The organism is Streptomyces sp. NBC_01506 (assembly GCF_045040295.1).
Classification (GTDB): Bacteria; Actinomycetota; Actinomycetes; order Streptomycetales; family Streptomycetaceae; genus Streptomyces.
This window is the reverse complement of sequence record NZ_CP109422.1, coordinates 1,637,230-1,663,669: the sequence shown is the minus strand read 5'-3', so window position 1 is coordinate 1,663,669 and position 26,440 is coordinate 1,637,230. Positions and strand designations below refer to the sequence as shown.

At 71.9% G+C, this 26,440-nt stretch carries 27 protein-coding genes; 10 read left to right on the top strand and 17 right to left on the bottom strand.

All coding sequences use genetic code 11. The features are described 5' to 3' along the window. Positions 1 to 58: 58 nt before the first annotated feature. Positions 59 to 1,399 carry a 6-phospho-beta-glucosidase gene (locus OG329_RS06950; protein ID WP_405793447.1) on the bottom strand — a complete coding sequence of 447 codons (1,341 nt, stop codon included), beginning with the start codon at positions 1,397 to 1,399 and terminating at the stop codon, positions 59 to 61. Positions 1,400 to 1,540: 141 nt separating this feature from the next. Between OG329_RS06950 and OG329_RS06945 the strand changes: the two genes are divergently transcribed. Then, the gene (locus OG329_RS06945) at positions 1,541 to 2,032 is read left to right on the top strand and encodes a GNAT family N-acetyltransferase (protein ID WP_405793446.1); all 492 of its coding nucleotides are present in this window, start codon (positions 1,541 to 1,543) and stop codon (positions 2,030 to 2,032) included. On the opposite strand, the gene OG329_RS06940 is transcribed toward OG329_RS06945, so the two are convergent. The 3 genes from OG329_RS06940 to OG329_RS06930 form a co-directional block, all read right to left on the bottom strand. Next, the gene (locus OG329_RS06940; RefSeq protein ID WP_405793445.1) at positions 1,937 to 2,923 is read right to left on the bottom strand and encodes an aminoglycoside phosphotransferase family protein; all 987 of its coding nucleotides are present in this window, start codon (positions 2,921 to 2,923) and stop codon (positions 1,937 to 1,939) included. The genes OG329_RS06945 and OG329_RS06940 overlap by 96 nt on opposite strands. Positions 2,924 to 3,035: 112 nt before the next feature. Continuing rightward, on the bottom strand, positions 3,036 to 3,536 hold the full coding sequence (locus OG329_RS06935; RefSeq protein ID WP_405793444.1) for a DinB family protein: 501 nt from the start codon (positions 3,534 to 3,536) through the stop codon (positions 3,036 to 3,038). 30 nt (positions 3,537 to 3,566) lie between these two features. Continuing rightward, positions 3,567 to 4,193, bottom strand: a complete 627-nt coding sequence (locus OG329_RS06930) for a class I SAM-dependent methyltransferase (protein WP_405793443.1) — start codon at positions 4,191 to 4,193, stop codon at positions 3,567 to 3,569. Positions 4,194 to 4,295: 102 nt separating this feature from the next. Here OG329_RS06930 and OG329_RS06925 point away from each other — a divergent pair, with 102 nt between their 5' ends. Next, positions 4,296 to 4,874, top strand: a complete 579-nt coding sequence (locus OG329_RS06925; RefSeq protein ID WP_405793442.1) for a helix-turn-helix domain-containing protein — start codon at positions 4,296 to 4,298, stop codon at positions 4,872 to 4,874. Between the two features lie 28 nt (positions 4,875 to 4,902). On the opposite strand, the gene OG329_RS06920 is transcribed toward OG329_RS06925, so the two are convergent. From OG329_RS06920 to OG329_RS06910, 3 genes are all read right to left on the bottom strand, one after another. Then, positions 4,903 to 5,679 carry a peptidoglycan recognition protein gene (locus OG329_RS06920; protein WP_405793441.1) on the bottom strand — a complete coding sequence of 259 codons (777 nt, stop codon included), beginning with the start codon at positions 5,677 to 5,679 and terminating at the stop codon, positions 4,903 to 4,905. A 185-nt stretch (positions 5,680 to 5,864) separates the two neighbouring features. Further along, positions 5,865 to 7,139, bottom strand: coding sequence for a hypothetical protein (locus OG329_RS06915; protein ID WP_405793440.1), 1,275 nt, complete (start codon positions 7,137 to 7,139; stop codon positions 5,865 to 5,867). A 97-nt stretch (positions 7,140 to 7,236) separates the two neighbouring features. Continuing rightward, positions 7,237 to 7,596, bottom strand: a complete 360-nt coding sequence (locus OG329_RS06910) for a metalloregulator ArsR/SmtB family transcription factor (protein ID WP_078074410.1) — start codon at positions 7,594 to 7,596, stop codon at positions 7,237 to 7,239. 87 nt (positions 7,597 to 7,683) lie between these two features. Between OG329_RS06910 and OG329_RS06905 the strand changes: the two genes are divergently transcribed. After that, the gene (locus OG329_RS06905) at positions 7,684 to 8,808 is read left to right on the top strand and encodes a cation diffusion facilitator family transporter (RefSeq protein WP_405793439.1); all 1,125 of its coding nucleotides are present in this window, start codon (positions 7,684 to 7,686) and stop codon (positions 8,806 to 8,808) included. A 75-nt stretch (positions 8,809 to 8,883) separates the two neighbouring features. Continuing rightward, on the top strand, positions 8,884 to 10,140 hold the full coding sequence (locus tag OG329_RS06900; protein ID WP_405793438.1) for a hypothetical protein: 1,257 nt from the start codon (positions 8,884 to 8,886) through the stop codon (positions 10,138 to 10,140). Positions 10,141 to 10,198: 58 nt separating this feature from the next. On the opposite strand, the gene OG329_RS06895 is transcribed toward OG329_RS06900, so the two are convergent. From OG329_RS06895 to OG329_RS06865, 7 genes are all read right to left on the bottom strand, one after another. Beyond that, entirely contained in the window at positions 10,199 to 11,467 is a 1,269-nt protein-coding gene (locus tag OG329_RS06895) for an MFS transporter (protein ID WP_405801690.1), read from the bottom strand. Between the two features lie 50 nt (positions 11,468 to 11,517). Continuing rightward, entirely contained in the window at positions 11,518 to 12,651 is a 1,134-nt protein-coding gene (locus OG329_RS06890; RefSeq protein ID WP_405793437.1) for a PLP-dependent cysteine synthase family protein, read from the bottom strand. A gap of 221 nt (positions 12,652 to 12,872) precedes the next feature. Next, complete coding sequence (locus OG329_RS06885) at positions 12,873 to 13,286, bottom strand: hypothetical protein (RefSeq protein ID WP_405793436.1); 414 nt, start codon at positions 13,284 to 13,286, stop codon at positions 12,873 to 12,875. Between the two features lie 35 nt (positions 13,287 to 13,321). Continuing rightward, a complete protein-coding gene (locus tag OG329_RS06880) occupies positions 13,322 to 14,494 on the bottom strand; it encodes an aminopeptidase P family protein (RefSeq protein ID WP_405793435.1) in 1,173 nt (390 codons plus the stop codon). 40 nt (positions 14,495 to 14,534) lie between these two features. Continuing rightward, positions 14,535 to 14,945, bottom strand: a complete 411-nt coding sequence (locus tag OG329_RS06875; protein ID WP_405793434.1) for a VOC family protein — start codon at positions 14,943 to 14,945, stop codon at positions 14,535 to 14,537. 106 nt (positions 14,946 to 15,051) lie between these two features. Then, positions 15,052 to 15,456 carry a helix-turn-helix domain-containing protein gene (locus OG329_RS06870; RefSeq protein WP_405793433.1) on the bottom strand — a complete coding sequence of 135 codons (405 nt, stop codon included), beginning with the start codon at positions 15,454 to 15,456 and terminating at the stop codon, positions 15,052 to 15,054. 30 nt (positions 15,457 to 15,486) lie between these two features. Continuing rightward, the gene (locus OG329_RS06865) at positions 15,487 to 15,930 is read right to left on the bottom strand and encodes an ATP-binding protein (protein ID WP_405793432.1); all 444 of its coding nucleotides are present in this window, start codon (positions 15,928 to 15,930) and stop codon (positions 15,487 to 15,489) included. A 193-nt stretch (positions 15,931 to 16,123) separates the two neighbouring features. Here OG329_RS06865 and OG329_RS06860 point away from each other — a divergent pair, with 193 nt between their 5' ends. Next, complete coding sequence (locus tag OG329_RS06860; RefSeq protein WP_405793431.1) at positions 16,124 to 16,990, top strand: helix-turn-helix domain-containing protein; 867 nt, start codon at positions 16,124 to 16,126, stop codon at positions 16,988 to 16,990. Here OG329_RS06860 and OG329_RS06855 read toward each other — a convergent pair. Further along, a complete protein-coding gene (locus OG329_RS06855) occupies positions 16,926 to 18,020 on the bottom strand; it encodes a PhlD (protein ID WP_405793430.1) in 1,095 nt (364 codons plus the stop codon). The two genes, OG329_RS06860 and OG329_RS06855, sit on opposite strands and share 65 nt — an antisense overlap. Positions 18,021 to 18,181: 161 nt before the next feature. On the opposite strand from OG329_RS06855, the gene OG329_RS06850 reads away from it, so the two are divergent. Beyond that, positions 18,182 to 18,868 (top strand): alpha/beta hydrolase, encoded by a 687-nt coding sequence (locus OG329_RS06850; RefSeq protein ID WP_405793429.1) that lies wholly within the window; start codon positions 18,182 to 18,184, stop codon positions 18,866 to 18,868. A gap of 65 nt (positions 18,869 to 18,933) precedes the next feature. Here OG329_RS06850 and OG329_RS06845 read toward each other — a convergent pair whose 3' ends face one another. Beyond that, positions 18,934 to 19,518 carry a TetR/AcrR family transcriptional regulator gene (locus OG329_RS06845; protein WP_405793428.1) on the bottom strand — a complete coding sequence of 195 codons (585 nt, stop codon included), beginning with the start codon at positions 19,516 to 19,518 and terminating at the stop codon, positions 18,934 to 18,936. Positions 19,519 to 19,605: 87 nt separating this feature from the next. Here OG329_RS06845 and OG329_RS06840 point away from each other — a divergent pair, with 87 nt between their 5' ends. The 4 genes from OG329_RS06840 to OG329_RS06825 all read left to right on the top strand — a co-directional run bounded on the left by OG329_RS06840 (position 19,606) and on the right by OG329_RS06825 (position 26,005). Next, entirely contained in the window at positions 19,606 to 21,027 is a 1,422-nt protein-coding gene (locus OG329_RS06840; RefSeq protein ID WP_405793427.1) for an MFS transporter, read from the top strand. A gap of 212 nt (positions 21,028 to 21,239) precedes the next feature. After that, the gene (locus tag OG329_RS06835; protein WP_405793426.1) at positions 21,240 to 22,727 is read left to right on the top strand and encodes an MFS transporter; all 1,488 of its coding nucleotides are present in this window, start codon (positions 21,240 to 21,242) and stop codon (positions 22,725 to 22,727) included. A gap of 308 nt (positions 22,728 to 23,035) precedes the next feature. Further along, the gene (gene rsgA, locus OG329_RS06830; protein ID WP_405793425.1) at positions 23,036 to 24,148 is read left to right on the top strand and encodes a ribosome small subunit-dependent GTPase A; all 1,113 of its coding nucleotides are present in this window, start codon (positions 23,036 to 23,038) and stop codon (positions 24,146 to 24,148) included. A gap of 369 nt (positions 24,149 to 24,517) precedes the next feature. Beyond that, the gene (locus OG329_RS06825) at positions 24,518 to 26,005 is read left to right on the top strand and encodes a DNA-3-methyladenine glycosylase 2 family protein (protein WP_405801688.1); all 1,488 of its coding nucleotides are present in this window, start codon (positions 24,518 to 24,520) and stop codon (positions 26,003 to 26,005) included. On the opposite strand, the gene OG329_RS06820 is transcribed toward OG329_RS06825, so the two are convergent. Continuing rightward, on the bottom strand, positions 25,972 to 26,349 hold the full coding sequence (locus OG329_RS06820; protein WP_405793424.1) for a PPOX class F420-dependent oxidoreductase: 378 nt from the start codon (positions 26,347 to 26,349) through the stop codon (positions 25,972 to 25,974). The genes OG329_RS06825 and OG329_RS06820 overlap by 34 nt on opposite strands. Positions 26,350 to 26,440: the final 91 nt, after the last annotated feature.

Sequence of the window (26,440 nt, the reverse complement as noted above, 5' to 3'; positions counted from 1 at the left end):
CTCCCGGCGAAGCCCGTCCGGCGCGACGAGGGGCCGACGTGGCTGGTCCCAGGGGTCCTCAGCGGAGGTACGCGAGCCCCGGGTGGACGTCCACGTAGGCGTCCACCAGCCGCCGCGCCACCGTCACGGAGTCCACGAGCGGATGCAGCGCGAACGCCTTCTCCGCCGTCGTACGCGAACCGCTCTCCGCCGCCGCCAGCACCTCGCGCTCGACGGCCTTCACCGCGCAGACCAGACCGGTCGCGTGATACGGCAGCGGCGCCACTGACATGGGATGCGCGCCGTTCGCGTCGACGAGGCAGGGGACCTCGATGACGGCTTCGGCGTCCAGCACCGAAAGCGTCGTGCGATTGCGGACGTTGAGGATGAGCGTGGCGCGGCTGTTGTGCGCGATGGCCCGCATCAGGGCGAGGGCGACCTTCTCGTAACCGCCCGACTCCAGGTCCTCGGCGGCGCGTTCACCCGCGCCCGCCGCCTCACGGTTGTGGGCCATGTAGGTGGCCTCGCGTTCGGCGCGGGTACGGTCCCAACTCTCCAGCGCGGGAGTGCCCGGCCGCGCCATCTCCCCGTAGAACCGGGCCTGTTGGTCCCGCAGGAACGCGCCACGGGTGGCCTCGGCCTCGCGGTACGCGCGTACCGCCTCCCGGTTGAAGTAGTAGTAGTGCAGATACTCGTTGGGGATCGAGCCCAGGGACCGGAGCCAGTCCGTACCGAACAGCTTGCCCTCCTCGATCGAGCCCAGCAGTCCGGGATCGGCGAGCAGGCGCGGGAGTTGGTCGCGGCCGTCGATGCGCAGGGCGCGCAGCCAGCCGAGATGGTTCAGGCCCACGTAGTCGATGAACGCGCTGTCGGGGTCGCCGCCCAGGACGCGCGCGACGCGACGGCCCAGACCCACGGGGGAGTCGCAGATACCGATGACCCGGTCACCGAGTTCGCGCGCCATCGCCTCGGTGACCAGCCCTGCCGGGTTGGTGAAGTTGATGACCCAGGCGTCGGGGGCGAGCCGGGCGACCCGGCGCGCGATATCGACGGCGACGGGCACCGTGCGCAGCCCGTACGCGATACCCCCGGCCCCCACGGTCTCCTGACCGAGCACCCCCTCGGCGAGCGCGACGCGCTCGTCGGCCGCGCGGCCCTCGAGACCGCCGACCCGGATCGCCGAGAAGACGAAGTCGGCGCCGCGGATCGCCTCGTCCAGGTCGGTGGTGACGGTGACACGCGGCGCGTCGGGCACGCCGGCCGCCTGGTCGGCGAGCACGCGGGCGATCGCGGTCAGCCGGGCGGTGTCGACATCGTGCAGGACGACATCGGTGACCCGGCCCTCCGCGTGGTCGCGGAGCAGCGCGCCGTACACCAGGGGGAGCCTGAAGCCCCCGCCGCCGAGGACCGTGAGCCTCATCCGGGAAACCACCTTCACCTCGCGCCGTGCTTCGCGCGGCGTAAACGACAGGACCGTCCCGTTATACGTCACCGGGGGCGCGGCACGACGGGGCCCTAAAGCGTTGGCGGGCGCGGACGCCGTCCCGGCATGCTGGGGACCATGCTGATCAGGGAAGCCACCGATGAGGACTGGCCCGCCATCTGGCCGTTCTTCCACGGGATCGTCGCCGCGGGCGACACGTTCACGTATCCGACCGACCTCGGCGAGCACGACGCCCGCGACTGGTGGCTGCTGCCCCCGCCGAACCGTACGGCCGTCGCCGTGGACGACGACGGCCGTACGGTCCTGGGCACCGCCAAGATGAACGCCAACCACCTGGGCAACGGCGCGCACATCGCGAGCGCGAGCTATATGGTCGACCCCGCGCACACGGGCCGGGGCGTGGGCCGGGCGCTGTGCGAGTACAGCCTTGAGTGGGCGCGTACGGCGGGCTTTCGCGCGATGCAGTTCAACGCCGTGGTGGAGACCAACACGCACGCGGTGAAGCTGTACGAATCACTCGGCTTCACGGTGCTCGGCACGCTCCCGGAGGGCTTCCGCCACCCGGTGCACGGCTACGTCGGACTGCACATCATGCACCGCGCGCTCTGACTCGCCTCGGACATCCAGTGGGGTGCGCCGCCAGGCCCGGTCCAACTGGGCTCTGAGCAGGGGCAGCGGACTGTCGTCGCCGCCGTAGAGGCGGTCGGCGAGCCGGAGCAGTGTGTCGTACCGGCACAGTGCGAGCGCCCGCGCCGCCCGAGCGGCGGTGTACCGGGCGCCGGTCGCCACACGCACGGCGGCGGGGGCGCCGATCGAGATGGCGAGCCCGGCGATGTCCTCGGCCGGATCTCCCGTCGCGGCGTCGGTCCAGTCCAGGACGCCACTGAGGCCGCCGGCCGCGTCGAGCAGCAGATGCTCGCCCTTGAGATCGTTGTGGAGCAGCACGCGCGGTGTCGCCCGGTGCTGATCCGGCCCGGCACCGGTGGGCCGGTCCCGCGCCATGAGCCCGGAGTCGAACTCCCCGTCCGCCGTGAGCCGTTCGGCCGCGCGGACAGCGGCACTCCTGAGCGGGGCGATGTCGCGTGGCGCGTGCTCGCGAAGCCCCAGCGCCCCGGTCCGCGAGGCCGGGATCCCGCGCAGCACGGTCAACATCTCGGCCAGGGCGCCCTCCCCGGCGGCGGACACCTCGCGCACTTCCGCGGAGATGCCCGGGAGGCGGGCGTCGAGGGTGTAGGCGAGCCCCGGTGCCCACTCGCCCGAGGCCACGCTGGTGGGCACGGCGGCGAGCCGGGGTCGCAGCAGGTCGCGCAGCGCGACCTCGCGGCGCTGACGGGCGGAGGTGTCCGGATCGAGAGCGAGCCGCAGGACATGACTGCCGCCGATCCACCAGGTGGAGTGCTCACCGCCTTCGTCCACGGGGCGGATGTCCGTCTCGGCCACAGACGGCAGCACCGGCCGGACCAGATCGTGTACGGCGCGCTGGTGGAGCTGATCGCGCATGAGACTCCCTTCCTGGGTTTCACCTCGAACTCTCCCGCTGCTCCAGGCCCAGCACCTAACGATTAATGCCCTACGCGCCCTAACGTCCGACGTCCGCCGTCCGGTGGGGGAGTCAGCGTCCGGTCGCGCCGTCGATCTGTTCGCGCAGGATGTCCGCGTGGCCCGCGTGGCGGCCGGTCTCCTCGATCATGTGGGTGAGCGCCCAACGGACGCTGGGGGCGGGGGTGTTCGGCCGGGGGCGCGGCACCCGCGCGCCGAGGTCGGCGCATTCGTCGAGTACGTCGTCGGCCCGCGCGACCGTCGTCCGGTAACGGGCGACGACGTCGGCGACGCTGTCCGAAGGCGCGGCGTGGAACGTCGCCTGCCAGTCGGTGACCCGGTCCCCGAGGAACGTGGCCCGCTCGACGTGGATGAGGTGGTTGAGCAGACCGAGCAGGTTCGTGCCGGAGGGCACCGCGGCGGTACGGACGTCCGGTTCGGGCGCGCCCTCGACCTTCGCGGCGATCGATTGCCGAAGGTAGTCGAGGAAGCCGCGCAGAACCTCGGTCTCGCTGCCTCCGGTCCGGGGCGGCGGGGTGTCGCCGTGGCGCTTGCGGCCGGGGGTGGTGGGCATGGTGCCTCCTCGCGGGGAAGCCGCGCCGGTTCAGGCGGCGCGGCGGATGATCAGGACGTGGTCGATGACCTCGGCGGTGCGCCCGTCCGGTCCGGTGGCGACCCGGCGGGGCGCGTCCGCCCGCTCGACCGGCCACGTGGCCGGGTCCAGCCCGATGTCCGCCGCGACTTGACGGGGCGTCGGGTGGTGAACGTCGGGGTCCTGGTCCCACGACCACGGAGCGGTCGATCCGTGGTCGACGATCAGCAGCCGCCCGCCCACCCGCAGCGCGTGCGCGGCCTCGCGCAGGACGCTCGCCCTGTCCAGGTCGAGCGGGGTGTGCAGATAGTGCGCGCAGACGACGTCGAACGCGCCGTGCGGGAAGGACTCGCGCAGGTCGTGCCGCGTGGCGGCGATCCGGTCGCCCAGGCCCAGTGAGAGGGCGAGGCCGGTCAGGCGGTCGACCGCCACGGACGAGACGTCGACGGCGGTGACGCGCCATCCCTGGCGGGCGAGCCACAGCGCGTCGCCGCCCTCGCCGCATCCGAGGTCGAGCACATCGCCGGGCGGCAGGTCCGTGACCGTCTCGGTGAGCCGTACGTTCGGGCGCGGTTCGGTGGCCGGCGGTCGGGCCGCGTAGACGCCGTCCCAGTACGTGACCGCGTTGGTGGTGCTCATCGGGGCTCGCTCCTTCTGCGGGGCTGTCGGGGTACGTGACCCACTCTCGCCCGGCTTCCGTCGATCTGGCACGCGATCTTGCGGTTCTGGCAAGATGGCCGGGTGGACCGCGAATCGGAGGACGTACTCGGCCTGGTGGGGCCCCGGCTGCGTGCCCTGCGCCGCGAACGCGGTATCACCCTCGCCGACCTCGCGGCGGTGACCGGCGTGTCGGAGAGCACCCTGTCCCGGCTGGAGAGCGGGCAGCGCCGGGCCACCCTGGAGCTGCTGCTGCCGCTGGCCCGTACGTACAACGTGCCGTTGGACGACCTCGTCGGTGCCCCGCGTACGGGCGATCCCCGGATCCATCTGAAGCCGGTCCATCGGTTCGGGATGGTCTTCGTCCCGTTGTCCCGGCGGCCGGGCGGCACACAGGCGTTCAAGATGATCATCCCCGCCCGGCCGGAACCGCTCGAACCGACGCCGCAGACCCACGAAGGCACCGAATGGCTGTATGTGCTCAACGGCCGTCTGCGGCTGCTGGTCGGCGAGCGTGACGTGACGATGGCGCCCGGTGAGGCGGCCGAGTTCGACACGTCCCTGCCGCACTGGCTGGGCAGCGCCGACGGCGGGGTGGTCGAGCTGCTCATCCTGTTCGGGCCGCAGGGGACACGCGCGCATCTGCGCGCGGCGCCGCAGTGAATCGTCCGCCGGGCGAGTGCGGTTCCGGTCAGTTGGCCGGGCGGCCCTGGAGGCGTGCGGCACGTTCGCGTATCGCGGGGAGCTGGGCGTAAAGGGCGCCGCCCGGACAGAGCGTCGAGTAGCCGTCGCGGTGCCCCGACACCGTACGGAAGATCTGCCGGGTGCCCTTCTTGTACCGGCTGCCGTCGTTGGTGGACTCCAGCACCGCCGTGCCGCGCGGATCCACCCCGTACAGCCCGAGCTTCCACGCGATCAGCCGGACGAGCGAGTCGACCATGGGCTCGGGCGCCGGCATCCCGTCGCTGAAGTCGCCTATGGCCGCGATGCCGACGGTGGCGACGTTGAAGCCGAGGGTGTGCGCGCCGACGACGGGGTTGGCGACACCGCCGGCGCGGCCCTCGTAGATCACACCGCCCCGGTCCACGAGGAAGTTGTAGCCGATGTCGTCCCACTCCCTGTTGTCGACGTGGTCGACGGCGAAGTTACGGATGAGACCGGGGACCTCGGGCCGTGTGTAGTCGTTGGGGCTGCTGGTGTGGTGGATGAAGACGGCCTTGACATCGTTCGCCGTACGCTCCGGCTTCCGCCGGGGCGGCGGACTCTCCTGCCAGAACGTACGGGGCTCGACGGTGGGCGCGGCACTCGCCCACCGGAGCGGACGCTCCGGGCGCGCCTGGGGGCGCGGGCGAGGGGCGGGCCTGTCCTCGCCGACGATTCCGGCGGCGTCGGCGGCCAGGGTGAGGCCCGCGCCCGCTGCGGCGGCCCAGCCCATGCCGCGAAGGAGCACGCGCCGGTCGATGCTCATGGGGATGATCGTATGGCGGGGCGCCGGGATCCGCCTCCCCTCGGCGGGGGCCGGCCGGCCGTCGATGACGGCGGTGCGGCCGCCGGGTGTCGCCCCCGGACCGAATTCGAACAGTTCGTCCGTACGGAGGTCGCCCCGTCCGCCCCACTGTCCGTCCGCCCCACTGTCCGTACGCGTCGGAGCGGTCAGGACGCGCGGCGACGTACCGCGATCGTGATGCCGCCCGCCGCCAGCAGGGCGACCGCCGCGCCGCCGGTGCGGAGCGTGCCGTCGGTGGTTCCGGTCTCGGCCAGCTCGCCGAGTTGCGTGCCGGTGCCGCCGGTGCTGGTCCCGCCGGTGGAGCCCGTACCGCCCGTACCGCCCGTACCGCTCGTACCTCCCGACGACCCAGACCCGCCGCTCGTCCCACCCGTGGTGGCTCCGCCGGTCGGCGCGTTCACCACGATCTTGGCCGTGTTGTTGGTGCGGTTCTTGTCGAACGGCAGCGTCCCCCAGCGGTGATCGCCCTTCACGAACGCCACCTCGCCCGTGGCGTTCGCGACGACCTTGTCGATGTGCAGCCCGAAGACGTACGCGCGCTCGCTGTCGTCGTCGGCGTAGTTGTACGGCGTCGTGCAGCGGTACGTCCGCGCGGCGGTCGCCCCGCCTGCCCCGCCCGCCCCGGCCGGCTCGCAGAACTCCGGGACCTTCGTGACCGTCGTCCCCTTCGGGATCCCGACGTCGAAGACACCGATCGGCCCGTAGACGTCGTTCCTCGCCCAGGCCGGCCCCTTGTTGGCGAAGGTGACCGTCGCGTTCACGGTCCGGCCCGCCTTGCCCTTCACCTTCGAACCGGTGAGGGCGAAGTCCGCGGTGTTCTCGGCGGTGATGTCGACGCCCAGCTCGGAGCCGTGGACGGTGCCCGGCGCCTCCGGCGCGGTCCGCGCGACCAGCCGCAGCACCGGGTCCGCGCCGCCGCCGTGCTGCGTCCCGTCGGGGAACGTGCTCACCCCGGCGAGGATGTTGACGTTGAGGCGTTCGTACAGCGCCCGGTTCTGGACGGCCAGGCCGATCGGCTCGGCGGGTTCGTAGACCACGCCCGGCTCCAGGATCTGCTCGATGTCGCACACCGCGTTCGTCTGCGCCGGGCCCTCGTCCTGGGCGGGCGTCTCCTCGTACACGCAGTTGGAGTACTTCTTGGCGTACGCCAGCCCCTGCGATCCGTTGAGGTAGAGCGCGACCCGGGTGGCGGGCGCGGTCCCCTTGTTCTTCACCGCGAACGACACCTCGGTCGCGTCCCCGGGCCGCACCCCGTCGATCGGCCCGGTCTGTTCGAACACCAACTCGGCCCCGGGCTCGGCCTGTTCGGCGGCAGCGGCGCCGCCGTGCGCCGCCACCAGCGACCAGCCGGCCGCCGCCGCGACGACCGTGGCCGCCGCCGTGAATCGCCGTGGTCCGTGTGCCGTGGACGTAGATCTCATATGCCCCTCCGAGGACGCGTGCACCGAGTGGCGAACGGCTGTGGAACGGAAGACACACACGAGGGGTCGACGGTTGTACGGCGGGTCGCGAACGCGTTCAGTCGTGCGAGGGGCGGCCGTCGAGCTGGTGGTCGGCCAGGTTCAGCGCCTCGTCGATGACGCGCCGCAGATGGCCGTCGCGGAGGCTGTAGACGACCCGGCGGCCTTCCTTGCGCGTGACGACCAGACCGGCGAGCCGGAGCTTGGCGAGGTGCTGGCTGACGGCGGGCCGGGCCGCGCCGCACACCTCGGTCAGCGTGGTCACGTCCGCCTCCCCGCGCGACAGCTCGTGCAGCAGGACCAGCCGGGTGCGGTCGGCGAGGACGGCGAAGACCTCGGCGGCGAGGGTGAACTGTTCCTCGCCCGGGATGGGCGGGTGCGCATCATGCGCAGGTGATAGTTGCATGCGTGCGTTCATATGCACATAATGGCGAACGGGTCACGCCGCTGTCCACCCCCTGCTTTGCCCGGCCCCCCACTGCCCGCGCGTCGGAAGGTCATCGCCATGAACGACCCGCACGGACACCCGCACCCGGACGCCCACCCCCGCCCGCACCCTCACCCTCACTCGCACTCGCACCCGCATCCGCACCCCTACGAGCCCGCCGGGCGCCTGGCCCGCCTGCGGCACAAGGCCGGCCATCTCCTCACGCCCCACTCCCACGAAGCGGCCGACAAGCTCGACACCGCCCTCGAATCGTCGGCGAAGGGCATGCGCGCGCTGTGGGTCTCGCTCGCCGTGCTCGGCGCGACCGCGCTCGCGCAGGTGGTGGTCGTGATCCTGTCCGGCTCGGTCGCGCTGCTGGGCGACACCGTCCACAACGCCGCCGACGCGCTGACCGCGCTGCCGCTCGCCGTCGCGTTCGTCCTGGGGCGGCGGGCGGCCACCCGTGGATTCACCTACGGGTACGGCCGGGCGGAGGACGTCGCGGGCATCGTCATCGTGCTGACCATCGCCGCCTCGGCGGTCTTCGCCGCGTGGACCGCCGTCGACCGGCTGCTCGACCCGCAGCGGGTCCACTATCTGCCCGCTGTCGCCGCCGCGGCCGTCGTCGGCTTCCTCGGCAACGAGTGGGTCGCCCGCTACCGCATCCGCGTCGGCCGTGAGATCGGCTCGGCGGCCCTGGTCGCGGACGGGCTGCACGCCCGTACCGACGGATTCACCTCGCTCGCCGTCCTGCTCGGCGCGGGCGGCGCCGCGATCGGCTGGCGGCTCGCCGACCCGATCGTCGGGCTCCTCATCACCGCCGCGATCGTGCTTGTCCTGCGCGACGCCGCGCGCGAGGTGTTCCGCCGCGTGATGGACGCCGTCGACCCGGCGCTCGTGGACACCGCCGAGACGGCCCTGCTGGACGTCGAAGGGGTGCGGGCGGTGGGGGAGTTGCGGCTGCGCTGGATCGGCCACCGGCTGCGGGCCGAGGTGGCGGTCGTGGTGGACGGCGATCTGACGGTGCGTCAGGCACACCATGTCGCCGTCGAGGCCGAGCACGCCCTGCTGCACGCCGTACCGAAACTGACCGCCGCGCTGGTCCATGCCGACCCCGCCGCCACCGCCGACGAGGCGGACCCGCACGCGGCACTGAGCCACCACACCCCCGCGCACACCCCCGCCCATGTCCACGCCGGCTGAAGCTGTGCCCTTGTCGGTTGCATGACATCGTCATTAGCGTGTGCCGGGTTCCATCCCCCACAGGAGGAGACCGGTATGAAGGACCGAGCGAGACCCGCCTACCGGCGTCGGATCACCGCAGCCCTGGCTCTGCTCGCCTGCGTGGGCGCGGCTGTCGCCACGCCATCCGCCGGAGCGGCCGACGGCCAAAAGTCCACGCGCGTAGAGGCGTTGCCGATCTCATGGTCGGCGGATCTGACCCGTATCACCTCCGATGACGTCAACGTGCGCTACACGAAAGGGGCGTTGAGCGTACGGAGCACCAACTTCCGCCCGGCGTCGGCGCAGACCGGCCGAGGCTACGGCACCCAGGTGACCGCCCCCGAAGAACTCGACGCCCCCGTCAACCGGGTCAGCGCCGCACTGGACGCCGACACTCCCTCGGACGCCGACGTGGTCGTCGACGTCCGCGGCCGGTCGGCGGGAGGAGCCTGGACCGAGTGGACACCGGCCGACGACGGGGCGGCGGTCCTGCCGCGCGCGGTCACCACCGTGCAGACCCGGATCACCCTGCGGGACGCGAAGGGCGAGGCGCGCGTACGTGGTGTGCGCCTGACGGCCGAGAAGGGTGCCGCGCCCCGTAGCCAGGCGGGCGTCACCGCCGTCACCGCCCGGGTCTTCGCCACCCGCGAGGGACTTGTCGGCGGCACGACCGCCAACGGCCACATCATCCAGCCGAACGACCACTTCGTCGCCCTGCCCTCGCGACGCGGGTTGTCGCCCAACGGCAGCGGCCAGTACTCCGTCCAGGTCTGCGGCCCCGCCCGCTGCGAGACCGCGCCGGTGTGGGACGTCGGGCCGTGGAACACGAAGGACGACTACTGGAATCCGTCCCCGACCCGGGAGATGTTCAAGGACCTCGCCCAGGGCATGCCCGAGGCCCAGGCCGCCTACGAGACCGGCTACAACGGAGGGCGGGACGGCTCGGGCCGCACCGTGCTCAACCCGGCCGGTATCGACCTCGCGGACGGCACCTTCTACAACGTCGGTCTGAACGACAACGGCTGGGTGACGGTCACCTATCTCTGGACCGGCGACCAGTCGGGCAAGTCCTTCCCCACCTGGGGCACCGACGTCCGGATACGTCAGCAGGCGACCACCGCCTCGCCCGAGGTGGCGCGCCTGGCGGGCCCCACCACGGTCAACGTCACGTGCCAGGTACACGGCCAGCGGATCACGGTGGACGGCATCACCAACGACGGCTGGGCGTATCTGCCGTCGTTCGGTGGCTATGTCTCCAACATCTTCATCGACGTGGTGGAGTCCTGGCTGCCCGGCGTACCGAACTGCTGAAGCGGCGGGGGCACCGGGACCTGACCGTCAGGTCCCGGTGCCCCCGTGCGCGTACCCGCTACCCGGCCCGGACCGTCGCCGGCGCGGCCTCGGCCTCGGGCGCGGCGGCGGTGGCCGTGAGCCGGCCGCCGCGGTGCAGTGCGCCGAGCGCCGCCGCACAGGCCGCCCCGAGCGCGCACAGCGTGACCCACGGGAGCGCGGAGACGCCGGCCTGCCGGGCCGCGTCGAGAGCCGCGCCCGTGAGCAGGTTCCCGAGGGTGATGCCGACACCGCAGATGGTGTTGTAGAGCCCGTAGTGGGTGGCGACGAGACGGCCGCCGGACAGCCGGACGACGGTGTCCATCTCGTAGGGGTACGCGATCATCGTGCCCAGCGCGAGCAGCAGCGCGGCGAGCGCCGGTGGACCGGCCGCCAGGACCCACCGGCCGATCCCGCCGTCCGGTACGGGGATCGCCGTGGCCGCCAGGAGCGGCAGGAACGCGCAGCCCATCACGGCCAGCCCCAAGGAGAGCGCCCGCCCCGGCTCCACGCGGGCCTTGCACCAGGCCGTCACCCGGGTCTGGAACACGATGGTGGCCAGCCCGGAGACGGCGAACAGCAGCGCCACGGCGGCGGTGCCGAACCGCCCGTCGCCGCCCACCCGTCGTACCTCCAGCGGAAGCGCCAGATACACCTGGAAGGTCAGGACGTACGAGCCGATCATCGCCGCCGAGAAGAGCAGGAACGGCCGGTTGGCCAGCACCGAGCGCCACTGGGCCGGCACGCTCGCGCTCCGACGGTCCTCGTGCGCGCTCTTGTCGTCGGCGCCACGACGGGCCGGGAGCGCCCGGATCTGGACGATACTCAGCACCGCGAAGATCCCCGCCGACGTGAGGCAGGTGATCCTGAAGTCGACGCCCGTCAGCACCATGCCGACCAGCGGGCCGAGCAACACACCCGCCTGGTAGAAGACGTTGAACAGCGCGAACGCCTCGACCCGGCGCTCGTTGGCGTCCGCCGCGAGATACGCCCGGACCGCCGGGTTGAACAGCGCGCCGGCGAATCCGGTGGCCGCCGAAGCGGCGAGCAGCGCGGACAGCGAGTCCACGAGGCCGAGCGTCGCGAAGCCCGCCGTGCGCAGGACGCATCCGGCGACGATGAGCGGCTTGTAGCCGAACCGGTCGGCCAGTGTCCCGCCGACCAGGAACATCCCCTGCTGGCTGAAGTTCCGTACCCCCAGGACGAATCCGACCAGCCACCCGGCCAGCCCGAGCGTGCCGGACAGATGGGCGGCGAGGTACGGCATCAGCATGTAGAAGCCCAGATTGATGGTGAACTGATTGACCATCAGCAACTGGACGCCGCGCTCGTACGAACGCGTCCGCGCGATCAGCCCCTTCACCGGCCCGCCTCCTCAAGGGAGTTGGCGACACTCTCGCGATCGGTAAGGGTCAGCGGGTCGACCACCTCGGCGCACCGGGTCCAGCGGGTGACCTCCTTCTCGTCGGCGCGGCCCACCACCTCCGGTTCGGCGGCGGGCGCCGAGTCCAGCAGCCCGTACGTGGCGCAGTACTCGTCGTCGTACACCGTGCCGAGATAGCGCTGGGGCCCGTCCGGGAACACGGCGGCGATCCGGGTGTCCGGGGATCCGGTCCGGGCCAGCCAGTTGGCCACCAGGGCGACGGCGCCGACGCTCCAGCCGCCGGTGGCGTAGTGGGACGCGGCGAGTTGGCGGCACGTCCACACCGCCTCGGACGGCGCGACCCAGTGCACCTCGTGGAAGTTCTCGTACGCGACGTTGCGCGGGTGGATGCTCGATCCGAGGCCGCGCATCAGCCGGGTGCGGGCCGGCTGGCCGAAGATGGTCGATCCCACGGCGTCCACCCCGATCACCCGCAGCTCCGGGTAGAACTGGCGCAGCACCCGCGAGATCCCGGCGGAGTGGCCGCCGGTGCCCACGCTGCACACCAGGACGTCGATATGGCCGAGCTGGGAGGCGAGTTCGAGCGCAAGTGGGGTGTACGCGGCGGTGTTGTCGGGGTTGTTGTACTGGTCCGGGCACCAGGAACCGGGGTGCCGCTGAAGCAGTTCGGCCACGCGTTCGCGGCGCGCCTGCTGCCAGCCGCCGGTGGGGTGCGGCTCCGCGACGGTCTCGACACGGGCGCCGTACGCGGTCAGCAGCCGGGTCATCGACAGTTCGAGACCGGGGTCGGTGACGAGGGTGACCGGGTGGCCGTGGACCATGCCGGCCAGGGCGAGCCCCAGCCCCAGGGTGCCGCTGGTCGACTCGATGATCCTGGCGCCGGGCAGCAACTCGCCGCGGGCGCGGGCCCGTTCGACCATGTAGAGGCCGGGGCGGTCCTTGATGCCGCCGGGGTTGGAGCCTTCCAGCTTGGCCCAGAAGCCGTGCCCCGCCGGGGCGAAGGGCTCGCGGACACGCAGGAGCGGGGTGTTGCCCACCAGTGCGGACAGACCGTGGGGGGCCTGCGGGACGGCGGCACGGGGTGGGGCTGTGGGGGATTGGTGGCGCATGGGTTCGCTTTCGCTTTCGTTCGATGTACGGGAACGCGGGAGCCCGCCGCGGCGTGTGAATCGCGGCTCGACGGGCGCGCGGAAAGCGGCCGGAGTGGTCGTACGAGTGGCGCGTCACGCACAGGCGGAACGGGTCGGACGGCGCGAGGCGGCCCAACTGCGCGGTGCGTATGCGAAATTCATGCGCTCGAAAAGAGAAACGACCGGTCCGGAAGGGCGTTCTACACCCGCAGAATTCCCGGGTCTCGCGGTCCGGCGGATGCGGGGAAGGCATCGGCCGTCACCAGGAAAGCGGGGACACGGCAGTGCGTCAGTTCCGTGAAGCAGAGCGGTGTCGTGCCACGAGCGGGCAGATCGGCGCGGTACTGCGGCTGACCGGACGCACAGCTCTCCGACCCGTGCTCCGCCTCGTCCCCGTCGTGGTGACACGGCGCGATGTCGTGCTCCTCGAAGGCGGTCGACGCCGTAGCGGTCACCGCGACGACGGGGGACGCGTGGGTCGCGGCGTTGTGGCCGTTGACACCATGCGTGTAGAGCAGCGCCAGCAGAAGCACGGCCAGCCACAACACCCTTGACGGGCCCGCCAGTTGCCGGCGGGCCCGTCGCGGTGGTGACATCCGGCAGGCCGTGAACATACAGTGATCGTAGCGTCACTTCATGTGAGTGACGGCTAACCCACGACGGCCAGCCCCCGGTCGGTGGCGTTGAGCCGACGGCCGCCGGTCCCGGTGACCGTCACGATGTCCTCGATCCGTACGCCGAACCGGCCCGGAAGATAGACGCCAGGCTCCACGGAGAAACACATGCCCGGTACGAGCGGCTGCTCCTCGCCCTCGACCATGTAGGGCGGCTCATGGGTGGTGACGCCGATGCCATGACCGGTGCGGTGGATGAAGTACTCCCCGTACCCGCCCTCGGTGATCACCGCGCGGGCCACCCGGTCCACCTCCTGGCAGGCGATGCCGGGCCGCACCGCCTCGCAGGCGGCCTCCTGCGCGGCGCGCACCAGATCGTGCACGCGCCGCTCCTCCTCGGTGGGCTCGCCGACATGCACGGTGCGCGAGGTGTCGGAGCCGTAACCCTGGCACAGCCCGCCGAAGTCGAGCACGACCATGTCGCCGTCGCCGATGACCCGTTCACCGGCCTCGTGGTGCGGGTTGGCGCCGTTGGGGCCCGAGCCGACGACGGTGAAATCGACCTGGGAGTGGCCGAACCCGCGCAGCAGACCGGCGAGGTCCGCGGCGACGTCGGTCTCCCTGCGCCCGGCGAAGGGCACCTTCTTGATCTCCTCGTAGGTGGCGTCGGCGGCGGCGCCCGCCAGGGCCAGCCGCTCCACCTCGCGGGCGTCCTTGACGGCGCGCAGCATCGGGAGCGCGGTGGTCAACGGCGTGTACGAGGTGCCGGGCAGGGCCTCCTGGAGGCCGATGAGGTGCAGGGCCCAGGTGTTGTCGCTGATGCCGTAGCGGCCGTCGGCGACGAGCGAGGGCGCGGTCACGCCGTACGGGTCGACGCCGTCCGTCCAGTCGCGCAGGGTCAGCGCGGGCGCTCCCACGGCCTTCTCGGCGTCGGGCGCCTCCAGCTTGGGCACGACGAGGACCGGTTCGGCGTCCGGGGTGAGCACCAGCAGGGTCAGCCGCTCGGTGTCGGCGGGCGGCCGGTAGCCGGTCAGCCACACCATGTCGGGGCCGGGCGCCACGAGGACGCCGGCCAGCCCGGTGGCGGTGGCGTCCCGTACGGCGCGGTCCATACGGGCGCGGTAGTCGTCCGCGGTGAAGGGGGCCGGGGCCGCGGAGGCCCCGGCGGCGGCGGTCGGGTGTGCGGAGGTTGCGTCGCTGCCAGTCATGGACCCCATCCAAGCCTGCCGCCGCGGCGAGTGGACCTGGCTAGGGCTTCAGTTGTGTGAAGCGGATGTTGTTGCCGAAGGGGTCGCGCAGGCCGCAGTCGATGCCGTACGGGCGCTCCGTGGGCTCGTCGGTGAACTCGACGCCCCGGGCCAGCAGCGTCTCGTACGTCTTGCGGCAGTCGTCCGTGGTGAAGATGAGCGAGCCGCCCGTCGCGCCCTTGGTGACCAGTTCGCGCACCTGCTCCGCCGTCTCCTCCGACATCGCCGGAGGGCCGGGCTTCTCCAGCAGGATCTGCCGGTCCGGGTGGCCGGGGACGTTGACGGTCAGCCAGCGCATGAAGCCCATGTCGATATCGGCGTTGACCTCCAGGCCGAGCGTGCCGACGTAGAAGTCGAGTGCGGCGTCCTGGTCGAGGACGTAGATCTGTGAGTGTGTGATCGCGGTGAACATGTACTTCACGTTACGGGGCATGACGGGCGAAAACTTGTCCAGAACTGCTCAGCTCGGTCGACCGGTGGCGCTCACCGCGGGGAGCACGGTGAGGCAGCGCGGACGGTCAGGCGCTCGGCCGCGTCCACGCCTTCGCGAAACACATCGGTACGGCGCCGGCGCCGGCCGCACGTGTCGCGTCCTTGCGGTACGTCCTCGGTGGCCGGCCGACGATGTCGCGGAACGTACGGCTGAAGGTGGCCGGACTGCCGAAGCCGACCTCGTAACAGATGTCCGTCACACTGCGATCGGTCTCCCGCAGCAGGAACATCGCGCGCTCGACACGGCGGCGCTGGAGATAGCGGTGCGGCGTCTCGCCGAACGTGGCGCGGAAGGTCCGGGTGAAGTGCGCCTGCGACACATGGGCCATCTTGGCCAGGGCCGGGACGTCCAGCGGCTGCGCGTAGTCGCGGTCCATCGCGTCGCGCACACGGAGCATGCGGCGATTGGTCTCCTCCACGGCGCGGCTCACGTGACCCATCACATCACGGGCTCTCCGCCCCTACGCGCGGTCCGCCGCGTGGGTGTGCAGTTGGGCCCAGAACGTGGTCGAGTGGCCCCCCTCGTATCCGTGCGCCTGGGACAGGGCGGCCACGATGGACAGACCCCGGCCGGATTCCGTGCACGGGTCGAGGTCGATCCCCTTGGCCGGATAGGCGACACGGCCGTGGTCGCTGACCCTTATGGTCAGGGCTCCGTCCCCCCGGTGCAGCGCTATGTGAACCGGACTTCGCCCGTGCCGGATGGCGTTGGTGACCAACTCGCACACCACGAGCACGGCGTCGTCGACGGTGGCTCGCGGCAGCCGCCACTTCTCCAGCACACCGGCGGCCTTCCTGCGGGCATGGGCGGCCTGCGTCGAGTCGGCGTCCGGCAGACACCAGACATGCCTGTCGGCGGTGCGGTGCGAGCTGTGCGGGCCGGTCCGAGCGGCCAGAATGTCCATCATCATCTCCTGTGGGCGGGGCTTTACGCCTCCCACCGAAGCGTCTCCCGCCACCTCGCGGAAGGGCGCGGGAAGGACCGGACACTCTGATGTCCGGTCCTTCGGCGCGCCCGCGCGGCCGCACACAGGCACGATGGGAGAGCGCGGACCGGCGGTGACATCGCTGGTCCGGAGCGTGGCCCGGAGGTGTGAGATGGGGAGAGCGGAGCTGCCCCCTCAGTCGGACATGCCGAAGATCATGCGTACGTGGAGAGCGCGGCGGAATCTGGAAGACATCCCCGGAGCGAGCGCGCTGCCCCGCCACCGGCACCGGCGTGGGCAGCTCACCCAGGCCATCATGGCCGACCTGCTCGGGGTGGACGAGCGCCACTACCGGCGCCTGGAGCACGGCGAGGGCCGGATCAGCAAGGACCTGGTGAGGGACTGCGCCCGGATCCTGGGCCTGAACCCGGCCGAGGCGTCCGCCCTGTACGTCTGGTCCGGTCACCAGCCCCCGCAGGCGGTCGTACCGGAACACATGGACATCCCGCCCGACCTGCTCGGACTGCTCCACCGGATCGGCCACGGCGCCTACTGGAGCGACGACACCTACTCGGTGCTCGCCTACAACCGCCGCGCCGCCTGGCACTGGCCCTGGATGCAGCGGGCCGGCGCCAACATCATGGAGGAACTGCTCGCGCCCTCGTCCCAGGGACGCGACCAGTGCCGGCAGTGGGAGACCCACTGGGCGCCGTACATGGTCGCCGAGCTGCGCCGCAGCGCCGTCGTGGACCTGGAGCACGAACGTATCCAGGAGGTCGTACGCCGGGTGCGGCGCTCGCCCGAGGTACGCCGCCTGTGGGACGAGGACGAACGGGCGGAGATGAGCCTGCACCCTTACGCCACGGTGCGCCCCATGGTGCTGCCGCTCGCCGGTGCGGTCCATGTGTCGGTCCAGGCGCTGGCGCCGATGGCCTATCCGGGGCTGCGGATGATCGTCGGGATCCCTGTCGGATTCACCGAGCCGGAGCTGCCGGAGGGGCCGCCGCCCCCGCCGCGGCCCGCAGACGCAGCGCCGTAGCGGTGAAGCCGGGGCCGAAGGCGACCGCGACGCCCTCGCCGTCGATCGCGTCCGCCACCCGCGGATCCAGCGTGCGCGCCAGCACGTCCAGCAGGGCGACGCCGCCGAGGTTCCCACGGGCGAGGGAGGCGAAGGAGTGAGTACCCGCCGTGTCAGGGTCGAGCCCGAGCCCGGCCAGTGTGCCCCTGATGATCGCGGGCCCCCCGGGATGTACCGCCGCCCACTCGACCGGGCGCCCGTCCAGCCACCCGGCCAGATGCGGAAGCACCCGCCCCGCCGCCGTTTTCGCGTCGGGCCCCGAATCGAAGTGCAGCCCGTCCTCTTCGATCACGCCCCAGTACGCGTCCTGGCTCTGCGGAAGCACGAACTCCCAGGTGTCGGCCACCTCCAGCAGACCGTCCGACACGCCCCGGTCCGCGTCGGCGTCGGCGTCGCTCACCACCACCGCACCACCCGCGTCCCCGAAGAGACCGCCGTACAGGACGGACTGGAGCGTGAGGTCACGAGGGTGGTAGAGCGTGCTCAGAGCCTCCGCCGCCACGACCAGGACCCGTGCCCCCGGGCGCGCGCGTACGAAACGGGCCGCCTGGACCAAGGCGTGCGCGCCACCGGCACACGCCACCGTCGTCAGCCCCACCCGTGACACATCGGGCCGCAGCCCCAGCAGCCGTATCAGATCGACGTCCAAGCCCGGCACCGTCCAGGACGTCGTGTGCGTCGTCACCAGACAGTCCACATCGCCGGGGGCGAGACCCGAGCCGCGCAGAGACTCCCGCGCCGCGTCCACCGCCAGCGGGCGTGCTCCCTCGTACGCCGCCCGCGACCGCTCACCGACGCTCTCGCGCGCGGCGGTCTCGGCCAGCGGCGCGACCCAGGGCCGGGTCACCACCCCGGTGTGGCCCAACATCCTCAGCCACAGGGCGAGTTTGGGGTGGGTGGGATGACGCGCGCGAAGATCGCGTCCGATGTCCTCGGTGCTCACCCAGTACGGCGCCGTCCGCACCACAGGACGGCTGACGATGACGGTCACAAGGGCCTCCCCACCGCCCGGGGCCCGGCGGGTCCAGGACTGCTCGCTGTCAACAGTAGGCGAGTGTCACGGGAACGTGCCCGAGCCTTCGGATGGCCGCCGTGAGGGGGTGGTCCTAGCGTGGAGAGGTGGGGGTGAACCCGGCTGCGAAGGAGTACGCCATGGCTGACAAGCCCACGATCGTCCTGGTCCACGGTTTCTGGGGCGGAGCCGCCCACTGGGCGGGTGTCATCCCCGAGCTGCACCGGCGCGGCTACGGCTCGCTGCACGCGGTGGAGATGCCGCTCACCTCGCTGGCCGAGGACGCCGAGCGCACCGCCAAGATGGTCCGCCAGGTCCAGGGGCCCGTACTGCTGGTCGGTCACTCCTACGGCGGTGCGGTCATCACCGAGGCGGGCGACCTGCCGAATGTCACCGGGCTCGTCTATGTGGCGGCGTTCGCCCCGGACGTCGGCGAGAGCCCCGGACAGATCACCCAGGAACTGGCGCCCGCCGCCGCCGACAACCTCGTCCCGGACTCCGACGGATACCTCTGGATCCGGCAGGACAAGTTCCATGAGAGCTTCTGCCAGGACCTGCCCGCCGATCAGGCGCTGGTCATGGCCGTCACCCAGAAAGCTCCGTTGGCCACCACCTTCGGCGACGCGCTCACCACCGCCGCGTGGCGGTCCAAGCCCTCCTGGTACCAGGTCTCCAGCGAGGACCGCATGATCCACCCGGACAACGAACGCCGTATGGCGCAGCGTATGAACACCCGGAAGACGGTCGAACTCTCCGCCAGTCACGCCTCGTTGGCCTCCCACCCGGGTGACATCGCCGACCTGGTCGACGTCGCCGCCGCCGGCTGAGCGAGCGGTGCTAACGGCGCGGACCGCGGACGGCGCGGACCGGGAGTGGCGCGGTCCGGCCCCGGCTACCGCGCCGCGAACGCCGCCAGGATCGTCAGTGAGACCGTGCGCGCCGCGTCCTCGGGCCTGAGCCGCCCCGCGTTGATCTCGTCGGCCGCTCCGTGCAACACGTTGTGCAGCGTCGCCACCAGCCAGGAGGTCGGCAGGTCCGACCGGAACACGCCCTCGGCCTGACCACGGGCGAGCAGCCGTTCCGCGCGCGCGGCGGGTTCGGCGTGCAGATCCCGGATCCGGGCGCTCGTCAGCTCCTTCTGCGCGGCGATCAGAAGTGACCGCGACTGATGGATCAGCCGCCAACTCGCCCCGATCAGGCGCTCCAGTGCCTCGGCCGGGTCCCCGTCGAGATCGAGCGGTTCGAGTGCCGCGTCACCGTGCACGAGCACCCGGGCCATCGCCGCGTCCACGAGTTCGGCGCGTGAGGCGAAGTGCCCGTAGAGCGTCACCCGTCCCACCCCCGCCTCCTTCGCGATCTCCGCCAGCGTCGTCTCGGGGCGTCGCGCGAGGCTGTCGATCGCGGCGTCCAGGATCGCGTCGATGTTGCGCTGCGCGTCGGCCCGGCGGGCCGGCCGCGTAGGCGGCGACGAGGCCATGCGTCCTCCTTGAAATCAGACACTGTTGTTTGAGTTACGCTACCAGGCGAGATAACTCGAACATCGATGTCTGACTTAGGAGAAGCTGTGACCGATCAACGGATCACGACGGCGTCGGGCGCGGGCGCCCACCCGCGCCGGTGGCAGGCGTTGGCGCTGCTCGGTGTCGCACAGTTCATGCTGATCCTCGACGTCACCGTGGTGGCGATCGCGCTCCCGCACATAGGCGCCGACCTCGATCTCTCCCGCTCCGCGCTGACCTGGGTGGTCAGCGCCTACACGCTGGCGTTCGGCGGCCTGATGCTGCTCGGCGGTCGCGGTGCCGACCTCTTCGGGGCCCGGGGCCTGGTCCTCGCCGGGCTGGCCACCTTCACGGCGGCGTCGCTGGTCGTCGGCCTGGCCGGCGGCGCCGAAGTGCTGATCGCGGGACGCGTGGCGCAGGGTGTCGGCGCGGCGATGCTCTCCCCGGCGGCGCTCTCGGTCGTGGTGCGGCTGTTCGAGGGCGAGGAGCGCAACAAGGCGCTCGGTATCTGGTCGGCGCTCGGCGGCAGCGGCGCGGCCGTCGGTGTCCTGCTCGGCGGTGTGCTGACCGCCGGTCCTGGCTGGCCGTGGGCGTTCTTCGTGAACGTGCCTGTCGGCGTCGTCATCATGGTGCTGCTGCCCCGCATGCTGCCGCCGCTGCCCCGGCCCGAGGGTGTGCGTCCGCGTCTCGATGTGCCCGGTGCGCTCCTGGTGACCGGGGCGACAGGCGTGGGGATCTACGCGCTGATCAACGCCGGCGACCGTGGCTGGGGCGCGACGAGCACGCTCGGCCTGGCCGTGGCCGCCGTGGTGCTGTATCTGGTCTTCGGGGCCTGGCAACGAGCCGCGAAATCACCGCTGATGGACCTCTGCCTGCTGCTGCGCCGCCCGGTGACGGCGGGCACGTTCGTGATCCTCACCGGTACGGCGCTGATGGTGGCGGTCTTCTTCCTCGGGTCCTTCTACTTGCAGGAGTACAGCGGCCACGGCGCGCTGGTGACGGGGCTGCTGTTCCTGCCGGTGGCGCTCGCCACGATGGCCGGCGCCCAGACGGCGGGCCGCGTCATCGGTGGTCTCGGGGGCCGCCGGGTGGGGGTGGCCGGGATGGTGATCGCGGCGGCCGGGCTCGTCGTCCCGGTGTTCTGGGCCGGTACGTCGGCGGTCGTCCTCGGCGTCAGTCTGGCCGCGGCCGGGATCGGTTCGCTGTTCGTGGTCGCGTCGGCGACGGCGCTCGGCCAGGTCGAGCCGCACCAGGCGGGGCTGGCCTCGGGCATCGTCAGCACCTTCCACGAGTTCGGCGCGTCGATCGGGGCGGCGGTCGTCTCCAGCCTCGCGGCGGTGAGCCTGGCGGGCGGTACGGATGCCGGGTTCGAGCGGGCCTTCACCGTCTCGGCCGTTGTCGCGCTCGCCGCGGCTGTCGTGACCGCGCTGCTGATCCCGGCGCACTCGTCCACCGCCACGGCCACCGGGCTGAGCGCTGGGCACTGACCGCTGACCCGCGTCACGCGGCGGGTATCCCGAGCGCCGGACGGGCTGTCGAGCCCGTCCGGCGCTTCTGCGCGCCCCGACAACGCCCCGACAACGCCCCCACAACGCCCCGACAACGCTCCGAACAACGTCCCGGCGTTGGCGGGAAATACCCTAGGGGGGTATGTTGTTCACTCGATCGGAGATACCCCCCTACCGTATAGGAGCGCATCATGTCATCGCCAACCACCTCAGCCGATCCACGCCGCTGGACGGCGCTCGCACTGATCGCTCTCGCCCAGTTCATCGTGATCATGGACACCTCGATCATCGGTGTCGCGCTCCCCAAGATGCAGAGTGACCTGGGCTTCTCGCAGGAGAACCTGTCCTGGGTCTTCAACGCCTACGTCGTCGCCTTCGGCGGACTCCTGCTTCTCGGCGGACGCCTCTCCGACCTCTTCGGTGCCAAGCGCCTCTTCGTCGCCGGCTGGGTCGTCCTCGCCGCCGGCTCTCTCACCGCCGGCCTGGCGGGCGAGGTCTGGGTCGAACTGACCGGCCGCGCGGTCCAGGGCGTCGGCGCCGCGCTGATCGCGCCGTCCGCGCTGACCCTGCTGATGATGCTCTTCGGCGGCAACCCGAAGGAGCTGACGAAGGCACTGGCCCTGTACGGCGCCGCGGCCCCGGCGGGCGGCACCGCGGGCGTCTTCCTCGGCGGCGTCATCACCGAGTACGCGAGCTGGCCCTGGGTCTTCTACATCAACATCCCCATCGCGGTGATCGTCCTGGCACTGGTCCCGCGCGTCATGCCGTCCGCCCCCGCGCGCCGCGGCTCGATCGACCTCGCGGGCGCCGTCACCGTCACGGCGGGTCTCGCCACCGCCGTCTACGCCGTCGTCCGCGCCCCGGAGACCGGCTGGGCCTCGGCCGAGACCTGGCTCGTACTGGCCGCCGCCGCCGTACTGATCGGCGCGTTCGTCGCGATCCAGGCCAAGCGCCGCGAGCCGCTGATGCGACTGGCCATCTGGCGCTCTCCCAACCTCGCCGGCGCCAACATCGCCCAGCTCCTGATGGCCGGCGCCTGGATCCCCATGTGGTTCTTCCTGAACCTCTACCTCCAGCAGGTCCTCGGCCTGGGCGCGTTCGCCTCCGGCGCCGCGCTGCTGCCCATGACGGTCGCCATCATGATCATGATGATCGTGCTCGCGCCCCGGATGATCGGCCGCTTCGGTCCCAAGCCGCTGATCGTCACCGGCCTGTTCGCCCTCGCCGCCGGCATGGTCTGGCTCTCCTTCGCCCGCCCGGACGGCAACTTCTGGGTCGACGTCCTGCCGGCCTCCCTGCTCGCCGCCGCCGGTATGTCCCTGGCGTTCATCCCCTCCCTCGGTACGGCGCTGTCCAGCGCGCGTCCTGAGGAAGGCGGCCTCGCCTCCGGCATCGTCAACACCAGCTACCAGGTGGGTTCGGCCCTCGGGCTCGCCGCCATGACAGCGGTCGCCGCCGCCTACGGTGCCAAGGAGCTGGGCAACCCCGTCGCACTGACGGACGGCTTCTCGGCCGCCTTCGTGGGCGCCGCCGCCATCGCCGCGGTCGGTGCGGTCATCGCCTGGCTCACCCTGCGCACCAACCCCGCCCCGGCGGGCGCGGCGCCGTCCGACACCGGTTCGTCCGACACCGGTACGGAGACCGACACACCCAACTCCCGTACCGCAAAAGCTCTCTGAGTGAGCATCAGAAATCCCCGACGCCGTCGGACACGGACCTCCCTCGTCCTGTCCGGCGGCGAGGCGATTAATCACTGGCGCGCTCGGCGGGGCAGAGGCTATCTTCGCTCGTGTTCCTGACGGACCGATCGGGTCCCGTCAGCCGTGTGTGATCCAGGAGGTGTGTACCGATGACTGTCGCCGAGATGGGCCGTGCCCGCACTCAGTTGATCGTCCATATCACCTCCGTGGTCTCCGGCTGACCCCTTTCTTCTCTCCGCGCCCCCACCGGGGCGCGTGCCGGGACCGCCCTTGTGAAGGGTTTCCCGTTGTCTTTCCCGCTCATCTCTTCTGAGGCATCTTCCGCTTCGCATCCGCTCGCCCCGTACAACTGGGACGAGGGCTGGGAGGCGGAGTTCGCCCCGTACGCCGCGCAAGGTCTGCTGCCGGGCCGTGTCGTGCGCGTCGACCGGGGACAGTGCGATGTCGTCACGCCCGGCGGCACGGTACGGGCCGACACCGAGTTCGTCGTTCCGCGCGACCCGATGAAGGTCGTGTGCACCGGGGACTGGGTCGCGGTCGACCCCGGCGGCGATCCGCGGTATGTGCGGACGCTGCTGCCGCGCCGTACCGCCTTCGTACGCTCCACCTCGTCCAAGCGCTCCGAGGGGCAGATCCTCGCGGCCAACGTCGACCACGCGATCATCGCCGTACCGCTCTCCGTCGAGCTGGACCTGGGGCGTATCGAGCGCTTCCTCGCCCTGGCCTGGGAGAGCGGCGCGCAGCCGCTGATCGTGCTCACCAAGGCCGACCTCGTACCGGACCCGACCGGGCTGTCGTATCTGGTCGACGACGTCCGGACCACGGCGCCCGGAGTGGAGATCCTCCCTGTCAGCGCGGCGACGGGGGAGGGTGTCGACGTGCTGTCCGCCGTCGTCTCCGGGAGTACGAGCGTGCTGCTCGGCATCTCGGGCGCCGGCAAGTCGACCCTCGCCAACGCGCTCCTCGGCGAGGAGGTCATGGAGGTGCAGGCCACCCGCGACGTCGACGGGAAGGGCCGGCACACCACGACGACCCGCAATCTCCTCGCGCTGCCCGGCGGCGGCGTACTCATCGACACACCGGGACTCCGGGGTGTCGGGCTGTGGGACGCCGGGCAGGGCGTGGGGCAGGTGTTCGCCGAGATCGAGGAGCTTGCCGAGCGGTGCAGGTTCCACGACTGCGCCCACGGCAGCGAGCCGGGCTGCGCCGTGCTCGCCGCGCTGGAGGACGGCTCGCTGTCCGAGCGGCGGCTGGACAGCTACCGCAAGCTGCTGCGCGAGAACAAGCGCATCGTCGCCAAGACCGACGCCCGCATGCGGGCCGAGATCCGGCGCGACTGGCGGCTGAAGGGCGCGGAGGGTCGCGCGGCGATGGAGGCCAAGCGGGGGCGTATCCGTTAGGTCGCGTCCGACAGATCCCGCCTGGCGCGCGACGCCCGGCACGCCGTCCCCCGTAGCCCCCGTACCCCCGGGGGCTACGGGAGGTGCCCCCGCCGCGTTGTCGGAAGTCGCCCGAGTACGCCCGGTACGAGAGCGATCCTCGACCTTGCGATCGCACGCACCGACGGAAGTCATCAGCCGCTCCGGGGCGGGTGCACGCCCCGCCCTGCGGGCGGACGGCGCTATGTGTCAGACACGACCTGGGCGGGGTCCGTCCTCAATCGCCGGACGGGCCGCGTACCCGCCGTACGCGGCCCGTCCGGCGTGTCCATCTCCGTGTCCGAATCCCGCGAGTGCCGACGGCGGACACGGCGCACACTGGGGGGTGTGATGGACGAGGAGACCAGATACGAGGCGGTGGCCAGCCGCGACGCACGGTTCGACGGCGCGTTCTTCTTCGCCGTCGAGACCACCGGCATCTACTGCCGGCCGAGCTGTCCGGCGGTCACCCCGAAGCGCGAGAACGTCCGCTTCTACCCCACCGCCGCCGCGGCCCAGGGCAACGGCTTCCGCGCCTGCCGCCGGTGCCGGCCCGACGCCGTGCCCGGCTCGGCCGAGTGGAACGTACGCGCCGATGTCGTCGGCCGCGCCATGCGGATGATCGGCGACGGGGTCGTGGACCGTGAGGGCGTACCGGGACTGGCCGGACGGCTCGGCTACAGCGCCCGGCAGGTGCAGCGCCAGCTCACCGCCGAACTCGGCGCCGGGCCCGTCGCCCTCGCCCGCGCGCAGCGCGCGCACACCGCGCGGACGCTGCTCCAGACCACCGTCCTGCCGGTCACGGAGATCGCCTTCGCCGCCGGGTTCGCGAGCGTGCGGCAGTTCAACGACACGATCCGGCAGATCTACGCCCGTACGCCGAGCGGCCTGCGCGCCGAGTCCGGCAACGGCATGAGCGGCATGAGCGGCAGGAACGGCGCGAACCGCACGACCCGGCGGGCCACCGCCCCCGCCCTCGCCGGTATTCCGCTACGGCTCGCCTACCGGGGCGTCTACGCGGCGCGCGACATGTTCGACCTGCTCGCCGACGAGGCCGTCCCCCGCGTCGAGGAGGTGATCGGCGAGCCCGGCACCCGCACCTACCGGCGTACGCTGCGCCTGCCGCACGGCCCCGGCATCGTCTCGGTGGACGAAGCCCTCCCGCCGGCGGGAGGGACCGGCCCCGCCCGCTCCAACTGGCTGGAGGCCCGGATCCACCTCGCCGACCTGCGCGACCTCACCACCGCCGTACAGCGCCTGCGCCGGCTCCTCGACCTCGACGCCGATCCGTACGCCGTGGACGAACGCCTCGGCGCCGACCCGTTCCTCGCGCCGCTGGTCGAGGCCCGCCCCGGACTGCGGGCACCGGGCACCGCCGACCCCGACGAGTACGCGCTCCGCGTCCACCTGGGCGACGCCGAGGCACGGCGCCTCGTCGCGGCGTACGGGAATCCGCTCGAGCATCCGTGCGGCACGCTCACCCGGCTCTTTCCCACCCCAGCCGCCCTAGTGGACGACCCGGCGGCCGGCCCGCTCGCCACCGCCCTGGCGGACGGCACCGTACGGCTCGACAGCGGGGCCGGCCGCGAGGAGGCCGAGCGCTCACTGCTCACCGTGCCCGGGATGACGGCGCGTACGGCGGCGCTGATCCGCATGCGGGCCCTGGGCGATCCGGACGTGGCGCCGGACGGCGAGATGGGCCGCGCGGCCTGGCGGCCGTGGCGTTCGTACGCGGTACGGCATCTGAGCACCGCCGCCAGGGCTACCGGGATCTCCGCGTTCACGGAGGTCCCGGCGGAGTCGGCTCAGCCGGTCTCCTCCTCCAGCCCCCAGCTATGAATCTTCCGGGGATGGATCCGGATCAGCTCCTCGCTGAAGTGCGGTCCCAACTTGTGTGGCCCGGTGAGCAGTTCGGCCTCGCCCCGGATGTCCACGCCCCGTACCTTCCACGGTTTGACGCTCACGATGTCGTCCACGACCAGCGCCACCCGGGGGTTGGACTGGAGGTTCCGCCATTTCTTGGTGGTGCCCAGCGCGTACCCGCCCACCAGGATCGTGCCGTCCGACTGCGGGAAGAAGCCCACCGGATTGGCCTGCGGCTGGCCCTTCGGGTCGACGGTCGCCAGCCGGCCCAGCCGCTGGGAGGACAGGTACACGCGCTCGGCGTCGCTGAATTCGGTCATGGCTCCAGCCTCACACGCCCACGGCCACGATCGCCGCGCGACCCGGCACCGCCACTTCGCGGACACGGCCTAGAATCCAGGCCCTGAACGC